Origin of the sequence: Pseudomonas graminis, from assembly GCF_004364335.1 — a bacterium.
Classification (GTDB): Bacteria; Pseudomonadota; Gammaproteobacteria; order Pseudomonadales; family Pseudomonadaceae; genus Aquipseudomonas; species Aquipseudomonas graminis_D.
Genome location: NZ_SOCR01000015.1, coordinates 82,634 through 100,611 on the forward strand (window position 1 = coordinate 82,634; position 17,978 = coordinate 100,611).

Consider the following 17,978-nt stretch of genomic DNA (forward strand, 5'->3'; position numbering starts at 1 on the left):
CAGGCAGTTCGCGCGCGACCGATACAACGGGGTTCGCCAGCAAGCCGGCTCCTAAAGAGTGGTGTCCAGTCAGCACTCATCCGTAGGGCATCAAGACTGTTGCCCCACTGGATCACTTCACGTCTGCGGCACGTCTTGTTGCAGCCCTTGACCCTTCCAGGTGCCGAGTGATCGACGCAGTCGGCTGGCCAGCGAGCTGCTTCCATGGACGTTGTGGTAGTGAAACACCGCCGTGGCGCGCAGGGCGTCTCCGGCCACGGGCATGTTGGTGTGCAGTGAGCGATAGCCCCAGAACAGGTACAGATGGCCGGGTTGCATAACGATGCGGGTAAAGGCGCTGTCATCCTTTGCGACTTTGCTTCTGAGGCGGCGCTGCACCCAGCGGTTGTCCACTCGCACCTTGTCGAGGAGGTTGGCGAAGTACGAGCGGCGGATCGGCCGACGGTTCGGCAGCATCAGCAGGTCGCCGCGTTCTCCGGTGGTGGGCATGCAGACCGGCATGATGGTGGTCAGCACAAACGAGTCGTAATGGAAGATCAGCGATTCCCGAAGCCCGCCGCTGCCGGTCAGGCAGCGCAATGTCTGGGTCATGCCGTTTTCGCTGGAGCCCTCACCGGTGACGCCTGCCACGATGCGCCGACATAAATCGATGAAGTCTCGCGACGTGCCCCAGTCATGCAGCGGTGTCCCCTGCACGGCCTGCCGGCCCGAGAGCGCCACGTAGTCGTTGCCAGAGTCGGCAACCGTGCGGGCAACCAGCGCTTGCAACGCTTCGAGTTGGGAGGGGCTGGCCCAGCCCGGCAAGACAGCGTATCCGTCACTGTCGATGGCCTTGATCAAGCTCTGGACCTGAGCTTCCGAAAAAGTCGTGTAAGGCATCTGGCGGCAACCTCATGACATGGACCGAGGAACGAAGAAGCCCATCGGACCTACTGCTTGAGATGTACCGTTTCAGCCGGGCGAGGCCAGAGCCTAGCAGCTAGCACAGCTTTATCCACGTGCAAGTTGAGAATATTTCAAAATGTTAATTTCGACGCAAAAAACGGGGTTTTATGTCCGTTTATGAAACAGATCGACGCAGGATGCGCTAAGTAGAAGGGCTGCGGGGTGTCTCGGCGTTGTGTCACGAGATATGTCATCGCCCCGTCACAATTATTAAATCAGGGGCTGATGGCATCTGTATGGCATTGCGTTTCACCCGCTCGACGATTTCCAGACCGGCTCAGGGGAGAGCGGGGCCGAGTGTGTGCCTCAGCCCTTGAACAGGGGTTCTTCAAGGCCCTGGACGCCCGGGTGTAACGCGAACACGCCGCCGGCCAGTGGCTGGTCGCTGAGGTCCCCGCCTGGGCGTATCGAGGTGACGTAAAGGGTGTCCAGATTCGAGCCGCCGAAGGCGCACATGGCGGGCTTTTTCACCGGCACCGTGAGCGAGCGATCCAGCCTGCCCTCAGGGGTGAAACGATGGATCACGCCCTCGTCATTGCCGCAGATCCAGTAGCAGCCGTCGGCGTCGACTGCTGCGCCGTCGGGGCGGCCGGCGTGGTGATTCATGTCGACGAACAGTCGGCGGTTGCGTGGCGTGCCGGTGTCGATGTCGTAATCGAACGCCCAGATCTTCTGCACGCAAGGGTGGGAATCGGAGAGGTACATGATACGGCCGTCCGGGCTAAACCCCAGGCCGTTGGGTACGATCATGTCGGTCATCTGCGCGGTCAGCGGCTCTGCCTGGCCGGCGCTGTAGCGATACAGCGCACCCACCGGCAACGCCTTTGCCATGTCCATGAGCATAGTGCCGGCCCAGAAGCGGCCCTGGCGGTCGCAGCGGCCATCGTTGAAGCGCATGTTGTCGCTGGCGTGTTCAACGCTGCTGAGCAGTTGCGTGGTGACAGTCCCGTCGTCCTGGGGATGAAGCCGGAACAACCCGCTTTCCATGCCGGCCAGCCAGCTGCCGTCGCCGTAGCGTGCGATGCAGGCGAGCATTTCCGGCGCCTCCCAGCGCTTGGTCAGACCGTCTTGCGAAGTCCAGCGATGGAGGCGACGGGCCGGTATGTCGACCCAGTAGAGCGCCTGTTCCTGGACACTCCACACCGGCGATTCACCGGTGGCGTTGCGTGCATCGAGAATCAGCTCTGCGTCCAAGACGATCATTCCCTGGTTTTTATTACGGAAGGCCGACCTCGCAGTCGGCCTGGTCGCCGTCGATGCTTACTCGTCGCCAAATGGCCCGGACGCCACGAACGCACCGCCCTGGTAAACCATGACGGGGTCGTCGGAAGCCGGGATTGGCTGCGCTTCGACCTTGGCGCGAAATGGCTCGGAGCTGTCTTTCGGCTGGTAGCCCAGGTGATTGGCCAGGCGGTTATCCCACCAGACCTTGCTGTTGTCCGACGCGCCGTAGACGATGGTGTGGCCGACGTTCGGGGTGAACAGGCCGCGCTCGATCAATTGGGTCAGGTCGTCGTAGCTCAGCCAGCTGGCGAGCATGCGGCGGTTCTGTGCTTCAGGGAATGAGGAGCCGATGCGGATGCTGACGGTCTCGATGCCGTAGCGATCAAAATAGAAGCTGGCCATGTCTTCGCCGTAGGATTTCGACAGGCCGTAATAGCTGTCCGGGCGACGCATGGCGCTGGCGTCGATGACTTCATCCTGACGGTAGAAACCGATCACATGGTTGGAGCTGGCGAAGATCACTCGCTTCACGCCATGGCGGCGCGCCGCTTCGTAGATGTGAAAAACGCCGCAGATGTTCGGGCCGAGGATTTCTTCGAAGGACCGCTCCACCGAGACGCCGCCAAAGTGAACGATGGCGTCGACGCCTTCGACCAACTGATGAACCGCTTCTTTGTCGGCCAGGTCGCAGATCTGGATTTCTTCGTGGGGGCCGGCTGCCGGTGCAATGTCGGCAATATCGGAAAGACGCAGGATGTTGGCAAACGGACGGAGGCTTTCGCGCAGGACTTTACCGAGGCCGCCAGCGGCGCCCGTCAGCAAAATGCGGTTGAGCGGGGCCTGGGCGTTTAATTCAGTCATCGTGGGAAGCCCTGATTCTGATGTTGTTTTTATGGTGTCATCGGTTGTCGTATGACGTGTGCGGGATTATCGGCAGGCCGCGCAAATTTTGTCAACGCGATGTAAGGTCTAAGCCCATGAGGCCGTCAACACCCGGTCGCGCCAGCCTACTCGCCCAACGGTGGTTATGCCGGGGTTACCAACGGTCGCCGGCGGATATTGCGGACCCCCTGTTTCTCTGCTAATTTCGAAAATGTTAACGATGACATTTCCGCTTTAACAATAAAAACAACGGGATTTTTCGCTATGACAACTCGCCTCAAGAAGGGCTTTTCCGCCGTTCTCTGTTCCCTCGCCGTGTCTGTCGCTTGCGGCAGTGCCCTCAACGTTCAAGCCGCAGACGCCGCCAAGGCCGGTCCGCTGAAAATCGGTGCCTCGTTTCAAGAGATCAACAACCCCTATTTCGTGACCATGAAGGATGCCCTTCAAGACGCCACTGCCAGCATCGGTGCAACGCTGCTGGTCACTGACGCGCGCCATGACGTGTCCAAGCAGATCAGCGACATCGAAGACATGCTGCAGAAAGGCATCGATATCCTGATCATCAACCCGACCGATTCGGTCGGCGTTCAGTCCGCCGTCAAGCAGGCTCACGACAAGGGCGTGGTGGTGGTTGCGGTGGACGCCCAGGCCAATGGCCCGCTGGATTCCTTCGTCGGCTCGAAGAACTTTGACGCGGGCGTGCAGGCCTGCGATTACCTGGCCAAAAACATCGGCGAAAAGGGCGACGTCGGGATTCTCGACGGTATCGCCGTGGTGCCGATTCTCGAGCGCGTGCGCGGCTGCAAGGAAGCCCTGGGCAAGTACAAAGACATCAAGATTGTCAGCATTCAGAACGGCAAGCAGGAGCGCGATCAAGCGCTGACCGTGACTGAAAACATGCTGCAGGCGCAGCCCAATCTCAAAGGCCTGTTCAGCGTCAACGACAACGGTTCCCTTGGCGCCCTGGCCGCCATCGAGTCCAGCGGCATGGACGTCAAGCTGACCAGCGTCGACGGCGCGCCCGAAGCCATCAAGGAAATCCAGAAGCCCAACAGCAAGTTCATCGCCACTTCCGCTCAATACCCACGCGACCAGGTACGTCTGGCCCTGGGGCTGGCGCTCGCCAAGAAGTGGGGCTCACAAGTCCCGGCGACCATCCCGGTCGACATCCTGCTGGTGGATCAGGCCAAGGCGAAGACCTTCAGCTGGTAACGGGCGTGGCGCCGCTCGCCTGAAGCTTTTTTTCCAGGCGGGCGCCACGGATTGATGTGAGTTGCGCAGCGATTTTCTGCTGCGACGAGGTGCCCATGAGCTGCCTTCTGCAATTGGAAAACATCTGTAAAAGCTACCCCGGCGTGCAGGCGCTCAAGTCGATCAACCTGCAGGTCGAGCGCGGCGAGATTCACGCCTTGCTCGGTGAGAACGGTGCGGGGAAATCCACCCTGATGAAGATCCTCGCGGGCGTCGAGCATCAGGACAAAGGCAGCATTCTCATTGATGGCGCCGAGCAGCATTTCGCGACCTACAACGAGGCCATTGCCGCCGGCATCGGCATCGTCTTTCAGGAATTCAGCCTGATCCCCTATCTCAACGCCGTGGAGAATATTTTCCTCGGTCACGAGATCGTCAACGGCTTCGGCTTGTTGCGTAAAGGCGAGATGCGCGAGAAAGCCATCGCGCTGTTCGACCGCCTCGGCGTGAAGATCAATCTGGACTGCTCGGTGCAGCACTTGAGCGTGGCTGAGCAGCAGTTTGTCGAGATCGCCAAGGCACTGGCCCTTGAAGCGCGTTTGCTGATTCTCGACGAACCGACCGCCACTCTGACGCCGTCCGAGGCCGAGCTGCTGTTCGACATCATGCGCGAGCTGAAAAGCCAGGGCGTGGCGGTGATCTTCATCTCCCACCATCTGGAGGAGATTTTTCAGGTCTGCGACCGCATCAGCGTGCTGCGCGATGGCGCCAATGTCGGCGCTCTGACCGTCGCCAACAGCGACATCGACACGCTGGTGGAGATGATGGTGGGGCGGCGTCTGGAAGCGAGCTTTCCGCCCAAGCAGTCCCGCGCCCAGGGCGAAGTGGTGCTGCAAGTGCGTGACATCCAGCTCACCCGCAACGGCCCGCACAACAGTTTCAATCTGCACAAGGGCGAGATTCTTGGCTTTGCCGGGCTGGTCGGGTCCGGGCGTACGGAACTGGCATTGGGTGTGATCGGCGCGTTGCCTGTGGTCAGCAAAGATGTGCTGCTGCGCGGTCAGCCGGCGCACCTCAACGATCCGGCGCAGGCACTGGCCAGTGGCATCGGCCTGTTGCCGGAAAGCCGCAAGAGCGAAGGGCTGATCGTGGATTTCAGCATTCGCGAGAACATCTCCCTGAACAACCTGGGCAAGTACGAAGGCGCAGCGCACCTGCTGGATCGGCACAAGGAAGACACCACCACCGCCGAGCTGATGAAGCAGCTGTCGATCAAGGCGCCGAGCTGTGAAAGCCGGGTCATCAACCTGAGCGGCGGCAATCAGCAGAAGGTGGTCATCGCGCGCTGGATCAATCACCACTGCGACATCCTGATCTTCGACGAGCCGACCCGAGGCATCGACGTCGGCGCTAAGGCGGAGATCTACACCCTGATGCGCAGACTCACCGAACAAGGCTTCGCGATCATCATGATCTCTTCGGAACTGCCGGAAATCATCGGTATGTGCGACCGCGTGGCCGTTTTCAACAAAGGCGCCATCGTCAACGTGCTGGAGGCTTCGGCCATCAATCCGCAGGAAGTGATGCGCCACGCCACCGGGAGCCTGAACAGTGAACACCTCCATTAAACCCCTGACCGCGCAGCCGAACCGGATGCAGCTCAACTTCGCCCGGTTGATCCGCTCGCCCGCCTTCTATCCCTTCGTCGGTCTGGTGGTGGTGACGGTCTTCATGATCTTCGCCAGCGACAAGTTTCTCACCGGCGCGAACCTGGAAAACATCGCCCGCCAGGTGTCGATCAACGCCATCATCGCGGTCGGCATGACCTGCGTGATCCTCACCGGTGGCATCGATTTGTCGGTGGGACCGGTGATGGCGCTGTCCGGCACGTTGACCACCGGGCTGATGGTCGCAGGCGTCCCGGCGCCGATTGCGATCCTCATCGGACTGCTGATTGGCGTGGGCTTCGGGGTGGGCAACGGCATCTTCGTCGCGTACCTGAAAATGCCGCCCATCATCGTCACCCTGGCGACCATGGGCATCGCGCGCGGGCTGGGCCTGATGTACACCGACGGCTACCCGATTGCGGGCATGCCGGACTGGTTCGCCTGGTTCGGGCGCGGCACGCTGTTCGGCATTCAGGTGCCTATCCTGATCATGCTGGCGACGTACTTTTTCGCCTGGGTGCTGCTGCAACACACGCGCGTCGGTCGCTACGTTTATGCCATCGGCGGCAACGAAGAAGCCGTGCGGCTGTCCGGCGTGCGCGCCTCGCGGTTCAAGCTGCTGGTGTACTCGATCAGCGGGCTGACGGCGGCGATTGCCGGGCTGGTGTTGTCATCGCGGCTGATGAGCGGGCAACCGAATGCCGGCGTCGGTTTCGAGCTGGACGCCATTGCGGCCGTTGTACTGGGCGGCGCCTCGATTGCCGGCGGTCGCGGCGTGATCATCGGCACGCTGGTGGGCGCGATGCTCCTGGGCGTGCTGAACAACGGCCTGAACATGCTGGGCGTCTCGCCTTATGTGCAAAGCGTGATCAAGGGCGGAATCATTTTACTGGCGATCTTCATCAGTCGGCAGCGGCACAAATAAACCGATATCGAACCCTCACCTGTAGGAGCGCGCTTGCCCGCGATGGTGTCGTGTCAGACGACATTAATGCAACGGGTCCGCCGCCATTGCGGGCAAGCGCGCTCCGACAGGTCATCAAACAAACCCAAACAGGTGAACCGACATGGAACAAAACACAACAAACACCATGCAAGCCGTCGTCTGCCATGCGCCGAAAGACTACCGTCTGGAGCAGATCAGCAAGCCCGTCGCGCGGGCCAATGAACTGGTCATCCGCATCGGTGCCTGCGGGATTTGCGCCAGTGACTGCAAATGCCACTCGGGCGCGGCGATGTTTTGGGGCGGCGAGAGCCCGTGGGTCAAGGCGCCGGTGGTGCCGGGTCACGAGTTCTTCGGCTATGTCGATTCGGTGGGCGAGGGCGCGGAAGAGCACTTCGGCGTGAAGGTGGGGGACAAGGTTATCGCCGAGCAGATCGTCCCGTGCGAGAAGTGCAAGTTCTGCAAGTCCGGCAAGTACTGGATGTGCGAAGTGCACAACATCTTCGGCTTCCAGAAGGACGTCGCCGAGGGCGGCATGGCGCAGTACATGCGCATCCCGAAGACCGCGATCGTGCATCACATTCCCGAGTCGGTGTCGCTGGAAGACTCGGCGCTGATCGAGCCGATGGCCTGTTCGATTCACACGGTGAACCGTGGTGACGTTCAGCTCGACGACGTACTGGTGATCGCCGGCGCCGGCACACTGGGCCTGTGCATGGTGCAAGTGGCTGCGCTGAAAACGCCGAAGAAGCTGGTGGTCATCGACATGGTCGACGAGCGTCTGGAGCTGGCGAAAAAATTCGGCGCCGATGTGGTGATCAACCCAGGCCGCGACAACGCAAAAGAGATTATCAACGGCCTCACCGGCGGCTACGGCTGCGACGTTTATATCGAGACCACCGGCGTGCCGATTGGCGTCACCCAAGGCCTTGACCTGATCCGCAAGCTGGGCCGCTTCGTGGAGTTCAGCGTGTTCGGCGCCGAGACCAGCGCTGACTGGTCGATCATCGGCGATCGCAAGGAACTCGACGTGCGCGGCGCTCACTTGGGCCCGTATTGCTACCCGATTGCCATCGACCTGTTCGAGCGCGGGCTGGTGACGTCCGAAGGCATCGTCACCCATGACTTCGGCCTTGACGACTACGCCGAAGCGTTCGCCCTGGCGGACTCGACCAAGTCGATCAAAGTGCTGCTCAAGCCCGTTAACGGATAACGCTGTCTCTGTAGGAGCAATCGGAGGTTACGACGGTCGCGATGCGGTGTGCCTGACACAACGCTTTCGCGACCGTCGTGACCTCCGATTGCTCCTGCAGGGGGACCGTGGCACGCCTCAAACAACCCAATAACAACAAGAGCGCACCCGGATGGATTACGTCATCGGTGTCGACATCGGCACCCAAAGCACCAAGGCATTGCTGGTCGATGGCCAAGGCCGGATCATCGCGCAGCACAGCCACGGCTATAAGGTCGACACACCCAAACCGCGCTGGGCCGAGCAATGGCCGCAGGTCTGGCTCGACGCCGTGGAAATCTGCGTCGCCGCCTGCATGGGCAAGAGCGATGTGCCTAAAGACAGCGTCAAAGCCCTGTGCGTCAGCAGCCTGTACGGCGGCTCCGGCATTGCGGTCGATGCGCAGATCAAGCCCTTGTATCCGTGCCTGATCTGGATGGACCGCCGCGCCGAGGCTCAGGTCGAGTGGGTCAATCAGCACGTTGATCTCGATCGGCTGTACACGATCACCGGCAACTCGGTGGACAGCTATTACGGCTTCACCAAAATGCTCTGGCTCAAGGACAAACAGCCGCAGGTCTGGGCTGATACGCGCTACCTATTGCCGCCCAACAGCTACATCAATTACTGCCTGACCGGCGAGGTCGCGGTGGACCACAGTTCTGCCGGCAACATCGGCGGCGTCTACTACGTCGAGGCGCGGGGCTGGTCGGCCGAGATGCTCGACGCGCTGGGCATCCCGGCGTCGATGATGCCCGAGCGGCTGGTTCACTCCGCAGATGTGGTCGGCGGCCTGTTGCCCGAATGGGCCGACCGTCTTGGGCTTACCCCTGGCATGCCACTGCTCGGTGGCGGTGTCGATGCCGCTATGGCGACCTTCGCCGCTGGCGTTACCCAGGCCGGCAACCACGTGGCAATGATTGGCACCAGCATGTGCTGGGGCTACCTCAATCAGCAGGTCGATGCCCGCCACGGTCTGGTCAGTTTCCCCCACGTCTTTAACGGCGACAAAGACCTGTACATCTTCGGCGGCGCGATCACCGCCGGCGCCTCGGTCAGCTGGTTTCGCGAGCAGTTCTGTCAGGCCGAAGAGCAGCAGGGGCGTGAGAGCGGCGAAGACAGTCACGTCATTCTCGAACGTGCAGCGATGAAGATCCCGGCCGGCAGCGACGGCGTGTTGTTCCAGCCGTACCTGATGGGCGAGCGCAGCCCGGTGTGGGACGCCAAAGCCAGCGGCAGCTTTGTCGGCCTGAGCCTCTATCACAGCCGGATTCACCTCTATCGCGCGGTGCTCGAAGGCGTCACGTTCGCGCTTCGGCACAACATCGAAGCGGGCACCAAAGGCGCGCAATCCCTGGACCCTAGGCTGATCGTGGTCGGCGGCGCCAGCCACTCGGACCTGTGGATGCAGATCATCGCCGACGTCACCCACTTCCCGGTCTACACCATCGTCCAGGAAGTCGAAGCGGCGCTCGGTGCAGCCTTGCTGGCCGCCCACGCAGTCGGGCTGGTGGATGAGGCGCAGGTTCACAAAGGCTGGGTTCAACTGGAGCGCCGGGCCGAGCCTCAAGCGGAGAACGTCGCGCTGTATTCCCGACTTTTCGCCGATTACGTGGCGCTGTATCCGGCGCTGAAACCGATCATGCATCGCTTGCAGGGAGCGTAACTGTGAACACGGCTCGATTTGATTTCAGCGGCCAGCGCATTCTGGTCACCGGCGCCAGCAGCGGCATTGGCTGGGAGGTCGCGCAGCAGCTGCTGAACAGTGGCGCCGAGGTGTATGCCATGGGCCGCGATACAGTAGCTCTGGAGAAACTCGCCGTGCAGGGCTGCCAGCCGTTGCGCGTGGACGTGGCCGATCATCAGACATTGGCCGCAGTGCTGGCGGACTTGCCGGTGATGCACGGCCTGGTCAACTGCGCCGGGATTTCCATACTGGAATCCGCGACCGAGGTGAGCGCTGCGGCGTTCGATCAGGTCATGGCGGTCAACGTGCGGGCGGCGGCGATGATCGCGGGGGCGGTGGCGAAGAAGATGATCGCTGAAGGCGTGGCGGGGAGCATCGTCAATGTGTCGAGCCAGGCCTCGTTGGTGGCGCTGGACGACCATTTGAGCTACTGCGCATCAAAGGGCGCGATGGATGCCATGACCCGTGTGCAGTGTGGCGAATGGGGGCGGCACGGGATTCGCGTCAACAGCGTAAACCCCACCGTGACGCTGACGCCCATGGCGCAGATGGCCTGGGGCGAGCCGAGCAAACGCGATCCGGCGCTGGCGGCCATTCCCCTCGGCCGCTTCGCTGAAACCGCAGAAGTCGCAGCGCCGATTCTCTTCCTGCTGAGCAGCGCGGCGTCGATGATCAGCGGTGTGTCGTTGCCGATTGATGGGGGGTATACGAGCCGTTGAAGGGTTGGGGTGTGGCGCAGATATGGCAGACAAACACCCATCCCCCGACCACCGCGACTCTGCCGACTAACGCAAATCCCCCGACAAACACGAATCTGCCGACTGACTCAAAACATTGTAGGAGCGCGCTTGCCCGCGATTGCGGTGTGTCAGCGCAAACTGTTCCTCTGATAGACCGAGTTCGCGGGCAAGCGCGCTCCTACAGGTTCGGGCTACCGGCTGATTCCATTCTCCAGCTCCCCGACAATCACCACCTGCGCCTTCGGCAGATGCCGATCCTCGATTCGCTCCATCAGCATCTTCACCGCGCTGCTTCCGGCCAGCGAGGCGTCGTGAGCAATGCAGGCGATGGGGATGCCGAAGATATCGGCAAACGGCAGCCGGTCGATACCGCAGATGGCCACGCTGTGGTGGGCGATATCGCGGTCACGCAGGGCTTTCATGGCACCCAGGGTGATCAGCTGGTTAAAACCGAAAATGGCGTCCGGCACTGGATGGTCGCGCAGGTAATCCAGCGTGCTCTGGTGGGACGGCTCCAGGGTGTAGTCCCCGGCAAATACATCCAGTTGCACGGGCTTGCCGCTCTCGGCGATTGCCGCCTTCACGCCCTTCAGACGTTCCTCGGAAATCCGCGAATGCGCAGGGCCGGTCAGCACTAACATGCGCCGCATCGCCGGGCTTTGCGCCAGCAGGTAACGCGCGCCTTTCAGGCCGCTGTGATAGTTGTCGAGCACCACATGGCTGAACGGGCTGGCAGGCAGCGCTCGGTCCAGTTGCACCACGGGAATGTCGCCGTTGCTCAGCCGGCTCAGGTAGACCGGCTGGTACGCCGGCTCGTCCGACACCGGCGACAGTACGATGCCGGCCACGCGATAACTGAGGAGGGTATCCACCGCCTTGGCTTCGAGTTCTTCGGAGCCGTCGGTGTCCACCAGCATGATGGTGTAACCGCGGGTTTTCGCCTCCCGTGAGATGGCCTTGATCATCTCGCTGTAGAAAGGGTTGTCCACCGACGCGGTAATGACACCAATGATCATGCTCTCGCTGCGCTTGAGGCTGCGGGCAAAGGCATTGGGGACGTAATCGAGTTCTTGCGCCACTTCCAGAATGCGCGCCAAAGTGGCGGGCTTGACCAGATCGGGTTTGTTCAGCGCCCGGGAAACCGTGACAGGCGTCATGTTCACGCGGCGGGCGATGTCGGAAATGGTAACGGGGGTTTTCTTGCTCATGGGCGATTGGCTGCCTGAAATCCGGGACAACCTGCGGGGCAGTCGCATCCCTCCAAAGAGTGCCAAGGCTAGCACGATGGAGGGCGCGAAAGGGATGCCGATGTCGGGCCGGACAGGCAATCCGACGGCTTGTTTTCGGACACCGGCTGAGTGTCTGATGACGCTGGGCCGCTACGCAGGCGTCAGATTCAGACGCTGGTTTCCATGGCCTCGGCAACAGCGCGAGGTCTGGCTTTGACGGGCCTCGAAATCTGCAGTTCGGTGAGCTCGTCAAAGCGCGAAAGATCGCGGCGCAACTCCATAAAGTAATCCAGCGCGCCGCCCAGGCAGATGCTGTAGGCCAGCAGTTCGACACCTTCTTCGACGGTGGTTTTCGCCAACCTCGCGTAGCCGCCCTGAAGGATACCGTGCCACAACGAGCCCATGCCGAAGAGTCGCGAGAAGATCAGCACCAACAGACCGGCCATGATGAAACCGAACGCCGGGCGAATCGAAAAACGGGCGAGCCCGGAAACCACGTCGCGCCACGCGTTCTTGTAACCCAATGCCTTGTAAACGCAGGTGCCCGCGGTGAGCAGGGCAGGCCACAGCCAGAAGCTGTGACTGATCGGGTCGAACAGCCCGTCCAGCTCACGAATCAGCATGCAGGCAAAGAAGCCGCCAATCAGGATGCCGACGCCGCGTTGCCCCGGCTGGCGCGCAGAGACCCAGAACAAACCGGCAATGATCGCCAGCATGAGTTCCTGGCTGACTTCGGTGAATGAGGTTTCGAGGATGTCGCTCTTGGCGATGAAGATGTCGATGAACACCATGCCGATACTGAAGAGCGTAAGCGCCAACATGACGCCGAATCGAGTCAATGCCGATTTAACAAGTTGTAGATCATTATTCACAAGTTTTTCACTGCCGGACGGGTATGAAGGGGCGCGACTCTAAAGAACTTTTCCGGGCCAGCCAAATCTCGGATTAGTTCACTCTTTTAATTCTTCTCCCATTCCGTAAAAGTCTTTTGTGATATCCGGTATTGCGGTTTTTTAAACCTGCGTTTTCACGCTGATTATCGCGTCACTATTGTCGTGTTCGGACTTTCATCCGGCTCTATGGACGCGAAGTGCGCAAAGTCAAAGTGTTTAACATGATGATGAATATGTTCACGCATACTTCAAAATTGCCCGAGCATGGCTCTGGGTAGCACTCTCGGGTCTACCTTGCCTGGTCTGTATCGGCGACACTGCGTGTCTTGTTTATACCGGTGCCCGGAGCGCTCATGTCCTTGCCTGCTTCCCCTTCTTCCACGCGCGATTTCATCTTCGCCGCCTGTGCGTTGCTTATCGCCATGGTCGGCACCACGCTGCCCACGCCGCTGTATGCGCTCTATCAACAGCGGCTCGGCTTCGACGCAAGCTGGCTGACCATTATTTTCTCGATCTACGCGGCGGGCGTCATTGCAGCGTTGCTGGCGGTGGGCAGTTGGTCCGATCAACTGGGACGCAAGCCGTTGCTGCTGGCAGGGCTGGCGATGGGGGCGGTCAGCGCGGTGATCTTTCTGTTCAGCGATTCGATTGGCGGCCTGCTGGTCGGACGGCTTTTCTCCGGTTTCAGCGCGGGCATCATGACCGGCACGGCAACGGTCGCTGTCATCGAACTGGCCCCAAAGACCTGGAAGAACGCCACGCTGGTGGCCACCGCTGCCAATATGTTCGGCCTCGGTATCGGGCCTTTGCTGGCTGGCTTTACTTCGCAGTTTCTGCCGGATGCGCTGCACCTGGTGTTCTACGTGCACTTGGTGATGCTCGTGCTGGCGACGGTCGGTATCGCGTTGATTCGCGAAACCGTGCAGCGTCCGGCGACCCTGAAACTGGGTATTCAGAAGCCTTCGGTTCCAGCTTCAGTGCGTAGCGTGTTTATCTCCGCGTCCATCGCCGGGCTGGCCGGTTTCAGCGTGGCCGGTCTGTTCACCAGCATGGTGCCGTCGGTGATGATTCACGTCATGCATGAGCATGGCGGGCTGTTGATCGGCGCTGTCATCGGGTTGTTTTTCGTCGCCTCGATCATCGGCCAGGCGTTGCTGCAGGTGCTGCCGAAGGACCGCCACATGACGCTTGGCTGCATCGGGCTGATCATCGGCATGATCTGTCTGGGGCTGAGCATTGCCACGTCGCAGTTGGGGTTGTTGATCACGGCGGGTCTGGTGGCAGGCATCGGGCAGGGGATGATCCTGCGCGCCGGCATGGGCGCGGTTACCGCCAGCAGCCCGGCGGATCAGAAGGCTGCGGTGACATCCGCCTTCTTCGTGGTGCTTTACGTGTCGATTTCTGTGCCAGTGGTGGCGGTGGGTTTCAGCGTGCGGGTGTTTGGTCTGGAGCATGTGGGCGAATTCTTCGCCTCGCTGGTGGCCGTGGTTGCCCTGCTGGCGATGATCAGCATGAAGCGCGTGCAATCAAAACAGTCCGCTGCGTCGGCGTCCGGGAGCTGAGCAATGAGCGTAAAAGTCGGCTTGATCTCGGACACCCACGGCCTGCTGCGCCCTCAGGCCCTGGAGGCGTTGCAGGGCTGCGATTACCTGATTCACGGCGGCGACATTGGCAAGCCAGAGATCCTCGACGCGTTGAAGGCTATCGCGCCACTGACGGTGGTGCGAGGTAATAACGATACCGACGATGCCTGGGCGTGCGACGTGCCCTATGAAGCGGTTTTGCGGATCGGCGATGTGGCGATTTACACCACGCACATACTGGCCGATGTACCCAAATCATTGCCGGAGGAGGTGCGCGTCGTGGTCACCGGGCACTCTCACCGGCCCTCGCAGCAGGTGCGCGACGGCGTGCTGTTCATCAATCCGGGCAGCGCCGGACCGCGTCGCTTCAAATTGCCGATCACGGTGGGCATGCTGCACATCCAGGGTGATGACGTGCGCGGTGAGCTGATCGAACTGGTGCTGACATAAGCCCGGCGTGTCTTGGTCTCGCCTTTGCTGACAGGCGCAGGAGCGCGCTTGCCCGCGATGGCGTTCTGGCAGTGACGAATCGACTGCCTGACACGCCGCCTTCGCGGGCAAGCGCGCTCCTACAATTGACTGCGGTCGCCGCCTAACCCCTCAGCTATTTCGCGATCGGGTCCAGGCCGCTGGCTTTGATGGCCGGGGCGGCCGCCGATGAACTCAGGAATTCCAGAAACTGCTTCGCCTGTTCAGGGTGTTTACTCTGGGTGACGACGCCCGCGGAATAGAGGGTCATCTGCTGAGCCTGGTCGGGGATCAGGCCGATGATGTCGATGCCGTCCACCGGCTTGAGCTCGCTCAACTGCTGAAAGCCGATCTCGGCGTCGCCCCGTGCGACCACTTCGCCGACGGGTTCGGCAGGAATCATGCGGCTTTTGCTCTGAATCCGGTCGGCGATGTGCATCTGGCTGAACAGAACGCGGGACAGGTACACGCCGCTGGCGCTGTCCGAATAGGCGATGCTTTTGGCGTCCAGCAGGGTCTGCTTGAAGGCCTCCATGGTGCTGATGTCCGGATGCGGCGCGCCATGGCGCACGGCCATGGCGATGTAAGATTTGCCCAGATCAACGCGGGTTTTCGGATCGACCTTGCCGTCCTTGATCAACTTGTCCAGCGCTGCACCGACCATCAGCACAACGTCCGCCGGCTCATGGCGGGCCAGTCGGTTGGGAATGGCCTGGGGCGTCGCGCCCATTGAAGGCGCCACCTCGCCTTGCAGCTTCACGCCGGCGCGCTGCTCGTAATCGGGGGCTACAGCCTTGAACGCGCCCATGATCCCGCCCGAACTCAGCACGACCAGCTGGACAGGTGCAGGTGCAGTAGCGGCATGGGAAAAAGCGACTGGGACGAGGGAGAGGGCGGCACTGAGGAGATACGGCAACATTCTTTTCATGGAGATAAACCCGGCGTTGGAGATGAATATGACGAAATAAAACAGCGCGGGCAGTATGTGGCAATTGTGAGATCAGTAAATCCCTTTCTTGCCGATACGCCTGCGCGTTTCGTCTTCAACCCCTCGCACCGCCTGCGCCGGGAGGCTTTTCGCCCGACGCAGATAATGCGGTTTTACACCTTGAAGTGACTGACCAGCATTTGCAGCTGATTGCCCAATCGGGCGAGTTCGACGCTGGAAGCGGCGGTCTCTTCGCTGGCGGCGGCGGTCTGTTCGGACACGTCGCGCACGTTGACGATGCTGCGGCTGATCTCTTCGGCCACCGAGCTTTGCTGCTCGGCGGCGGCAGCGATCTGCTGGTTCATCGCCTGAATGTTCGACACCGTCTGGGTAATGCTTTCCAGCGACGTTCCGGCTTTGCGCGTCAGGGCGACCGAGCTGTCAGTTAGGTTGCGGCTGCTGAGCATGATCTCCGAGACCTGGCGCGTACCGTTTTGCAGCGCGGCGACCAGGCCTTCGATTTCCTCGGTGGATTGCTGGGTGCGTTGCGCCAGGCCACGGACCTCGTCGGCGACCACGGCAAAACCGCGACCGGCTTCACCGGCACGGGCGGCCTCGATGGCAGCGTTGAGGGCCAGCAGGTTGGTCTGCTCGGCAACGGCCTTGATCACGTCCATGACCTTGCCGATCTTGTCGCTTTCCTGTTCCAGCACGGACATCGCGTCGGTGGAACGGACCACTTCGTTGGCCAGTTTTTCGATCTGCACGATCGCTTCGCCCACCACTTTGTCGCCCTCGCGCGCCTGCTTGTCAGCGGCAGAAGCGGCGACCGATGCCTGTTCGGCGTTGCGCGCCACCTCGTGAACGGTGGCTGACATTTCGTGCATCGCGGTGGCGACCTGGTCGGTTTCCACTTTCTGGCTATTCACCCCGGCGCTGGTCTGTTCAGTCACGGCCGACAGCTCTTCAGCGGCGCTGGCGATTTGCGTGACGCTGTCACGGATGCCGCCAATCAATTCGCGCAGCGTGGCGCCCATGCGCTGGATGCCCATTTGCAGAACGCCCAGTTCATCTTTGCGGGTCACGACCATGTTGTGGGACAAATCGCCAGAGGCGATGCGATCGACCACTGCCAGTGTTTGTTGAAGCGGACGGGTGATCTGACGGGTAATGATGATTGCCGCCAGCGTGCCGAGAATCAGCGCCAGGAGCGTGCCGGCCAATTGCAGCGTGCGCGCCTGCTGGCTGTCGGCCTGGCCGAGGGTGATCTGCAAGTCATTCAGTTGCTGGGCCAATTTGACAATGGCGCTTCCTTCCTCGGTCATCTCGGCGCGCGTCGTGTTGATCGTGTCCGTGGCTGACTTGAATCCCTGCACTGACTGGCGATAGCCGACCAGCGCCGCTTCAAGCTGCTTCAGGCGTTCGGCCTGCGTGTCGCCAAACATGGCGTTGAGCGGAGCGAGGCCGTCAATGGTGCTGGTCAGCTGGCGCATGGCCGTATCTTCGGTCTTGGCCGAGACGCTGGCGGTGTAGCCGCGCACTTCATAGCGCACCAACATCACGTCTTCGCGGGCTTTGATCACCGCCTGATACTGCTCGAAACGGCGTTCGTCAGTGGGATCAAGCTTCATCACGTCGTCACTGATTGCGGCGATCAGGTCGGCCGCCTTCATCGCGTCAACGCCCATGTCGGTGCGAACCCTGGCGCTCGCCTGATAGGCCTCGCGCATTTTGCTCAATGAGGTCTCATAAGCAGCGATCTGCTCGCCCAACGCCTTGATGGGCGCGACGTTCAGTGGATTGGTGAAGGTTTTTTGCAGATATTGTTGTTGCGCCTTGAATCCTTCGAGCGCGGTCTGCACGGTCTGTGCGGCGGCTTCGTCGCCGTTGCTGAGCATGTATTGGAGCCGCGTGATCCGCAGGTCGGTCAGCTTCTGGCTGAGTTTGGTGATGTCAGCAACGCGGTCGCTGCGGTAGGTCATGTTGCCAAGGCTGTTCCAGCCCACCAGGGCCAGCAGAGCCGTCAATACAAGCACGACGCCGAAACCGAGGGCCAGCTTCATGTTGACGCTGATGTTTGCAAACCAGCTGTTCATTCCATCTCTCCAGAATCCGTAAATATTTGAAATCGTCAGCTGGAGGGTTTTTGTTATGAAAACCAGCACAACATTCATGTGTACGAATGCATCGGCAGGTTGGGGAGAATCTGAAACCGATATCAGAATTGTCCGATAGTCGTGTGCGAGGCGGGCTACAGGGTGGAGAAAACGAGGGGCCCAGAAACAATCAAGCCCGGCAATGGCCGGGCTGGGGGAAGATGCGGGATGTCGATCAGCTCAGGCGGCTGGCACTTGCGTGGCCCTCGTC

General features: G+C 61.0%; 15 protein-coding genes and 1 pseudogene. 8 read left to right on the plus strand and 8 right to left on the minus strand.

What is annotated here, in order from left to right; translation table 11 throughout:
- Positions 1 to 117: 117 nt before the first annotated feature.
- From EC919_RS24245 to EC919_RS24255, 3 genes are all read right to left on the minus strand, one after another.
- The gene (locus EC919_RS24245) at positions 118 to 879 is read right to left on the minus strand and encodes a hypothetical protein (RefSeq protein ID WP_133776835.1); all 762 of its coding nucleotides are present in this window, start codon (positions 877 to 879) and stop codon (positions 118 to 120) included.
- A 372-nt stretch (positions 880 to 1,251) separates the two neighbouring features.
- Positions 1,252 to 2,139: a glucurono-1,5-lactonase gene (locus EC919_RS24250; protein ID WP_133776892.1), complete on the minus strand. Its 888-nt coding sequence runs from the start codon at positions 2,137 to 2,139 to the stop codon at positions 1,252 to 1,254.
- A gap of 66 nt (positions 2,140 to 2,205) precedes the next feature.
- Positions 2,206 to 3,030 carry an NAD-dependent epimerase/dehydratase family protein gene (locus EC919_RS24255; RefSeq protein WP_133776836.1) on the minus strand — a complete coding sequence of 275 codons (825 nt, stop codon included), beginning with the start codon at positions 3,028 to 3,030 and terminating at the stop codon, positions 2,206 to 2,208.
- A gap of 285 nt (positions 3,031 to 3,315) precedes the next feature.
- On the opposite strand from EC919_RS24255, the gene EC919_RS24260 reads away from it, so the two are divergent.
- From EC919_RS24260 to EC919_RS24285, 6 genes are all read left to right on the plus strand, one after another.
- Entirely contained in the window at positions 3,316 to 4,263 is a 948-nt protein-coding gene (locus EC919_RS24260) for a substrate-binding domain-containing protein (RefSeq protein ID WP_133776837.1), read from the plus strand.
- 95 nt (positions 4,264 to 4,358) lie between these two features.
- Positions 4,359 to 5,870, plus strand: a complete 1,512-nt coding sequence (locus EC919_RS24265) for a sugar ABC transporter ATP-binding protein (RefSeq protein ID WP_133776838.1) — start codon at positions 4,359 to 4,361, stop codon at positions 5,868 to 5,870.
- Between the two features lie 25 nt (positions 5,871 to 5,895).
- On the plus strand, positions 5,896 to 6,834 hold the full coding sequence (locus EC919_RS24270) for an ABC transporter permease (protein ID WP_133776893.1): 939 nt from the start codon (positions 5,896 to 5,898) through the stop codon (positions 6,832 to 6,834).
- A gap of 142 nt (positions 6,835 to 6,976) precedes the next feature.
- A complete protein-coding gene (locus tag EC919_RS24275; RefSeq protein WP_133776839.1) occupies positions 6,977 to 8,065 on the plus strand; it encodes an alcohol dehydrogenase catalytic domain-containing protein in 1,089 nt (362 codons plus the stop codon).
- Between the two features lie 151 nt (positions 8,066 to 8,216).
- Complete coding sequence (locus EC919_RS24280) at positions 8,217 to 9,749, plus strand: FGGY-family carbohydrate kinase (protein ID WP_133776840.1); 1,533 nt, start codon at positions 8,217 to 8,219, stop codon at positions 9,747 to 9,749.
- Between the two features lie 2 nt (positions 9,750 to 9,751).
- Positions 9,752 to 10,489, plus strand: coding sequence for an SDR family oxidoreductase (locus EC919_RS24285; RefSeq protein ID WP_133776841.1), 738 nt, complete (start codon positions 9,752 to 9,754; stop codon positions 10,487 to 10,489).
- 212 nt (positions 10,490 to 10,701) lie between these two features.
- Here EC919_RS24285 and EC919_RS24290 read toward each other — a convergent pair whose 3' ends face one another.
- Positions 10,702 to 11,718, minus strand: coding sequence for a LacI family DNA-binding transcriptional regulator (locus tag EC919_RS24290; protein WP_133776842.1), 1,017 nt, complete (start codon positions 11,716 to 11,718; stop codon positions 10,702 to 10,704).
- A 188-nt stretch (positions 11,719 to 11,906) separates the two neighbouring features.
- Positions 11,907 to 12,560, minus strand: coding sequence for a hypothetical protein (locus EC919_RS24295; RefSeq protein ID WP_133776843.1), 654 nt, complete (start codon positions 12,558 to 12,560; stop codon positions 11,907 to 11,909).
- 425 nt (positions 12,561 to 12,985) lie between these two features.
- Between EC919_RS24295 and EC919_RS24300 the strand changes: the two genes are divergently transcribed.
- A complete protein-coding gene (locus EC919_RS24300) occupies positions 12,986 to 14,194 on the plus strand; it encodes an MFS transporter (RefSeq protein WP_133776844.1) in 1,209 nt (402 codons plus the stop codon).
- 3 nt (positions 14,195 to 14,197) lie between these two features.
- Positions 14,198 to 14,665: a metallophosphoesterase family protein gene (locus tag EC919_RS24305; protein ID WP_133776845.1), complete on the plus strand. Its 468-nt coding sequence runs from the start codon at positions 14,198 to 14,200 to the stop codon at positions 14,663 to 14,665.
- 154 nt (positions 14,666 to 14,819) lie between these two features.
- On the opposite strand, the gene EC919_RS24310 is transcribed toward EC919_RS24305, so the two are convergent.
- From EC919_RS24310 to EC919_RS27990, 3 genes and pseudogenes are all read right to left on the minus strand, one after another.
- Positions 14,820 to 15,611, minus strand: a complete 792-nt coding sequence (locus EC919_RS24310) for a substrate-binding domain-containing protein (protein ID WP_133776846.1) — start codon at positions 15,609 to 15,611, stop codon at positions 14,820 to 14,822.
- Between the two features lie 173 nt (positions 15,612 to 15,784).
- On the minus strand, positions 15,785 to 16,663 hold the full coding sequence (locus tag EC919_RS27985) for a methyl-accepting chemotaxis protein (RefSeq protein ID WP_432213845.1): 879 nt from the start codon (positions 16,661 to 16,663) through the stop codon (positions 15,785 to 15,787).
- Positions 16,640 to 17,785: pseudogene (locus EC919_RS27990) on the minus strand (methyl-accepting chemotaxis protein); the annotation flags it as partial. The pseudogene EC919_RS27990 and the gene EC919_RS27985, both read right to left, overlap by 24 nt.
- Positions 17,786 to 17,978: the final 193 nt, after the last annotated feature.

What these genes read in the sequence shown, in the direction of transcription:
- EC919_RS24280 (WP_133776840.1), top strand. Translation starts at nt 8,217, where the DNA reads ATGGATTACGTCATCGGTGTCGACATCGGCACCCAAAGCACCAAGGCA.
- EC919_RS24260 (WP_133776837.1), top strand. Translation starts at nt 3,316, where the DNA reads ATGACAACTCGCCTCAAGAAGGGCTTTTCCGCCGTTCTCTGTTCCCTC.
- EC919_RS24270 (WP_133776893.1), top strand. Translation starts at nt 5,896, where the DNA reads ATGCAGCTCAACTTCGCCCGGTTGATCCGCTCGCCCGCCTTCTATCCC.
- EC919_RS24310 (WP_133776846.1), bottom strand. Translation starts at nt 15,611, where the DNA reads ATGAAAAGAATGTTGCCGTATCTCCTCAGTGCCGCCCTCTCCCTCGTC.
- EC919_RS24265 (WP_133776838.1), top strand. Translation starts at nt 4,359, where the DNA reads ATGAGCTGCCTTCTGCAATTGGAAAACATCTGTAAAAGCTACCCCGGC.
- EC919_RS24245 (WP_133776835.1), bottom strand. Translation starts at nt 879, where the DNA reads ATGCCTTACACGACTTTTTCGGAAGCTCAGGTCCAGAGCTTGATCAAG.
- EC919_RS24275 (WP_133776839.1), top strand. Translation starts at nt 6,977, where the DNA reads ATGGAACAAAACACAACAAACACCATGCAAGCCGTCGTCTGCCATGCG.
- EC919_RS24300 (WP_133776844.1), top strand. Translation starts at nt 12,986, where the DNA reads ATGTCCTTGCCTGCTTCCCCTTCTTCCACGCGCGATTTCATCTTCGCC.
- EC919_RS27985 (WP_432213845.1), bottom strand. Translation starts at nt 16,663, where the DNA reads ATGGGCATCCAGCGCATGGGCGCCACGCTGCGCGAATTGATTGGCGGC.
- EC919_RS24255 (WP_133776836.1), bottom strand. Translation starts at nt 3,030, where the DNA reads ATGACTGAATTAAACGCCCAGGCCCCGCTCAACCGCATTTTGCTGACG.
- EC919_RS24305 (WP_133776845.1), top strand. Translation starts at nt 14,198, where the DNA reads ATGAGCGTAAAAGTCGGCTTGATCTCGGACACCCACGGCCTGCTGCGC.
- EC919_RS24290 (WP_133776842.1), bottom strand. Translation starts at nt 11,718, where the DNA reads ATGAGCAAGAAAACCCCCGTTACCATTTCCGACATCGCCCGCCGCGTG.
- EC919_RS24295 (WP_133776843.1), bottom strand. Translation starts at nt 12,560, where the DNA reads ATGTTGGCGCTTACGCTCTTCAGTATCGGCATGGTGTTCATCGACATC.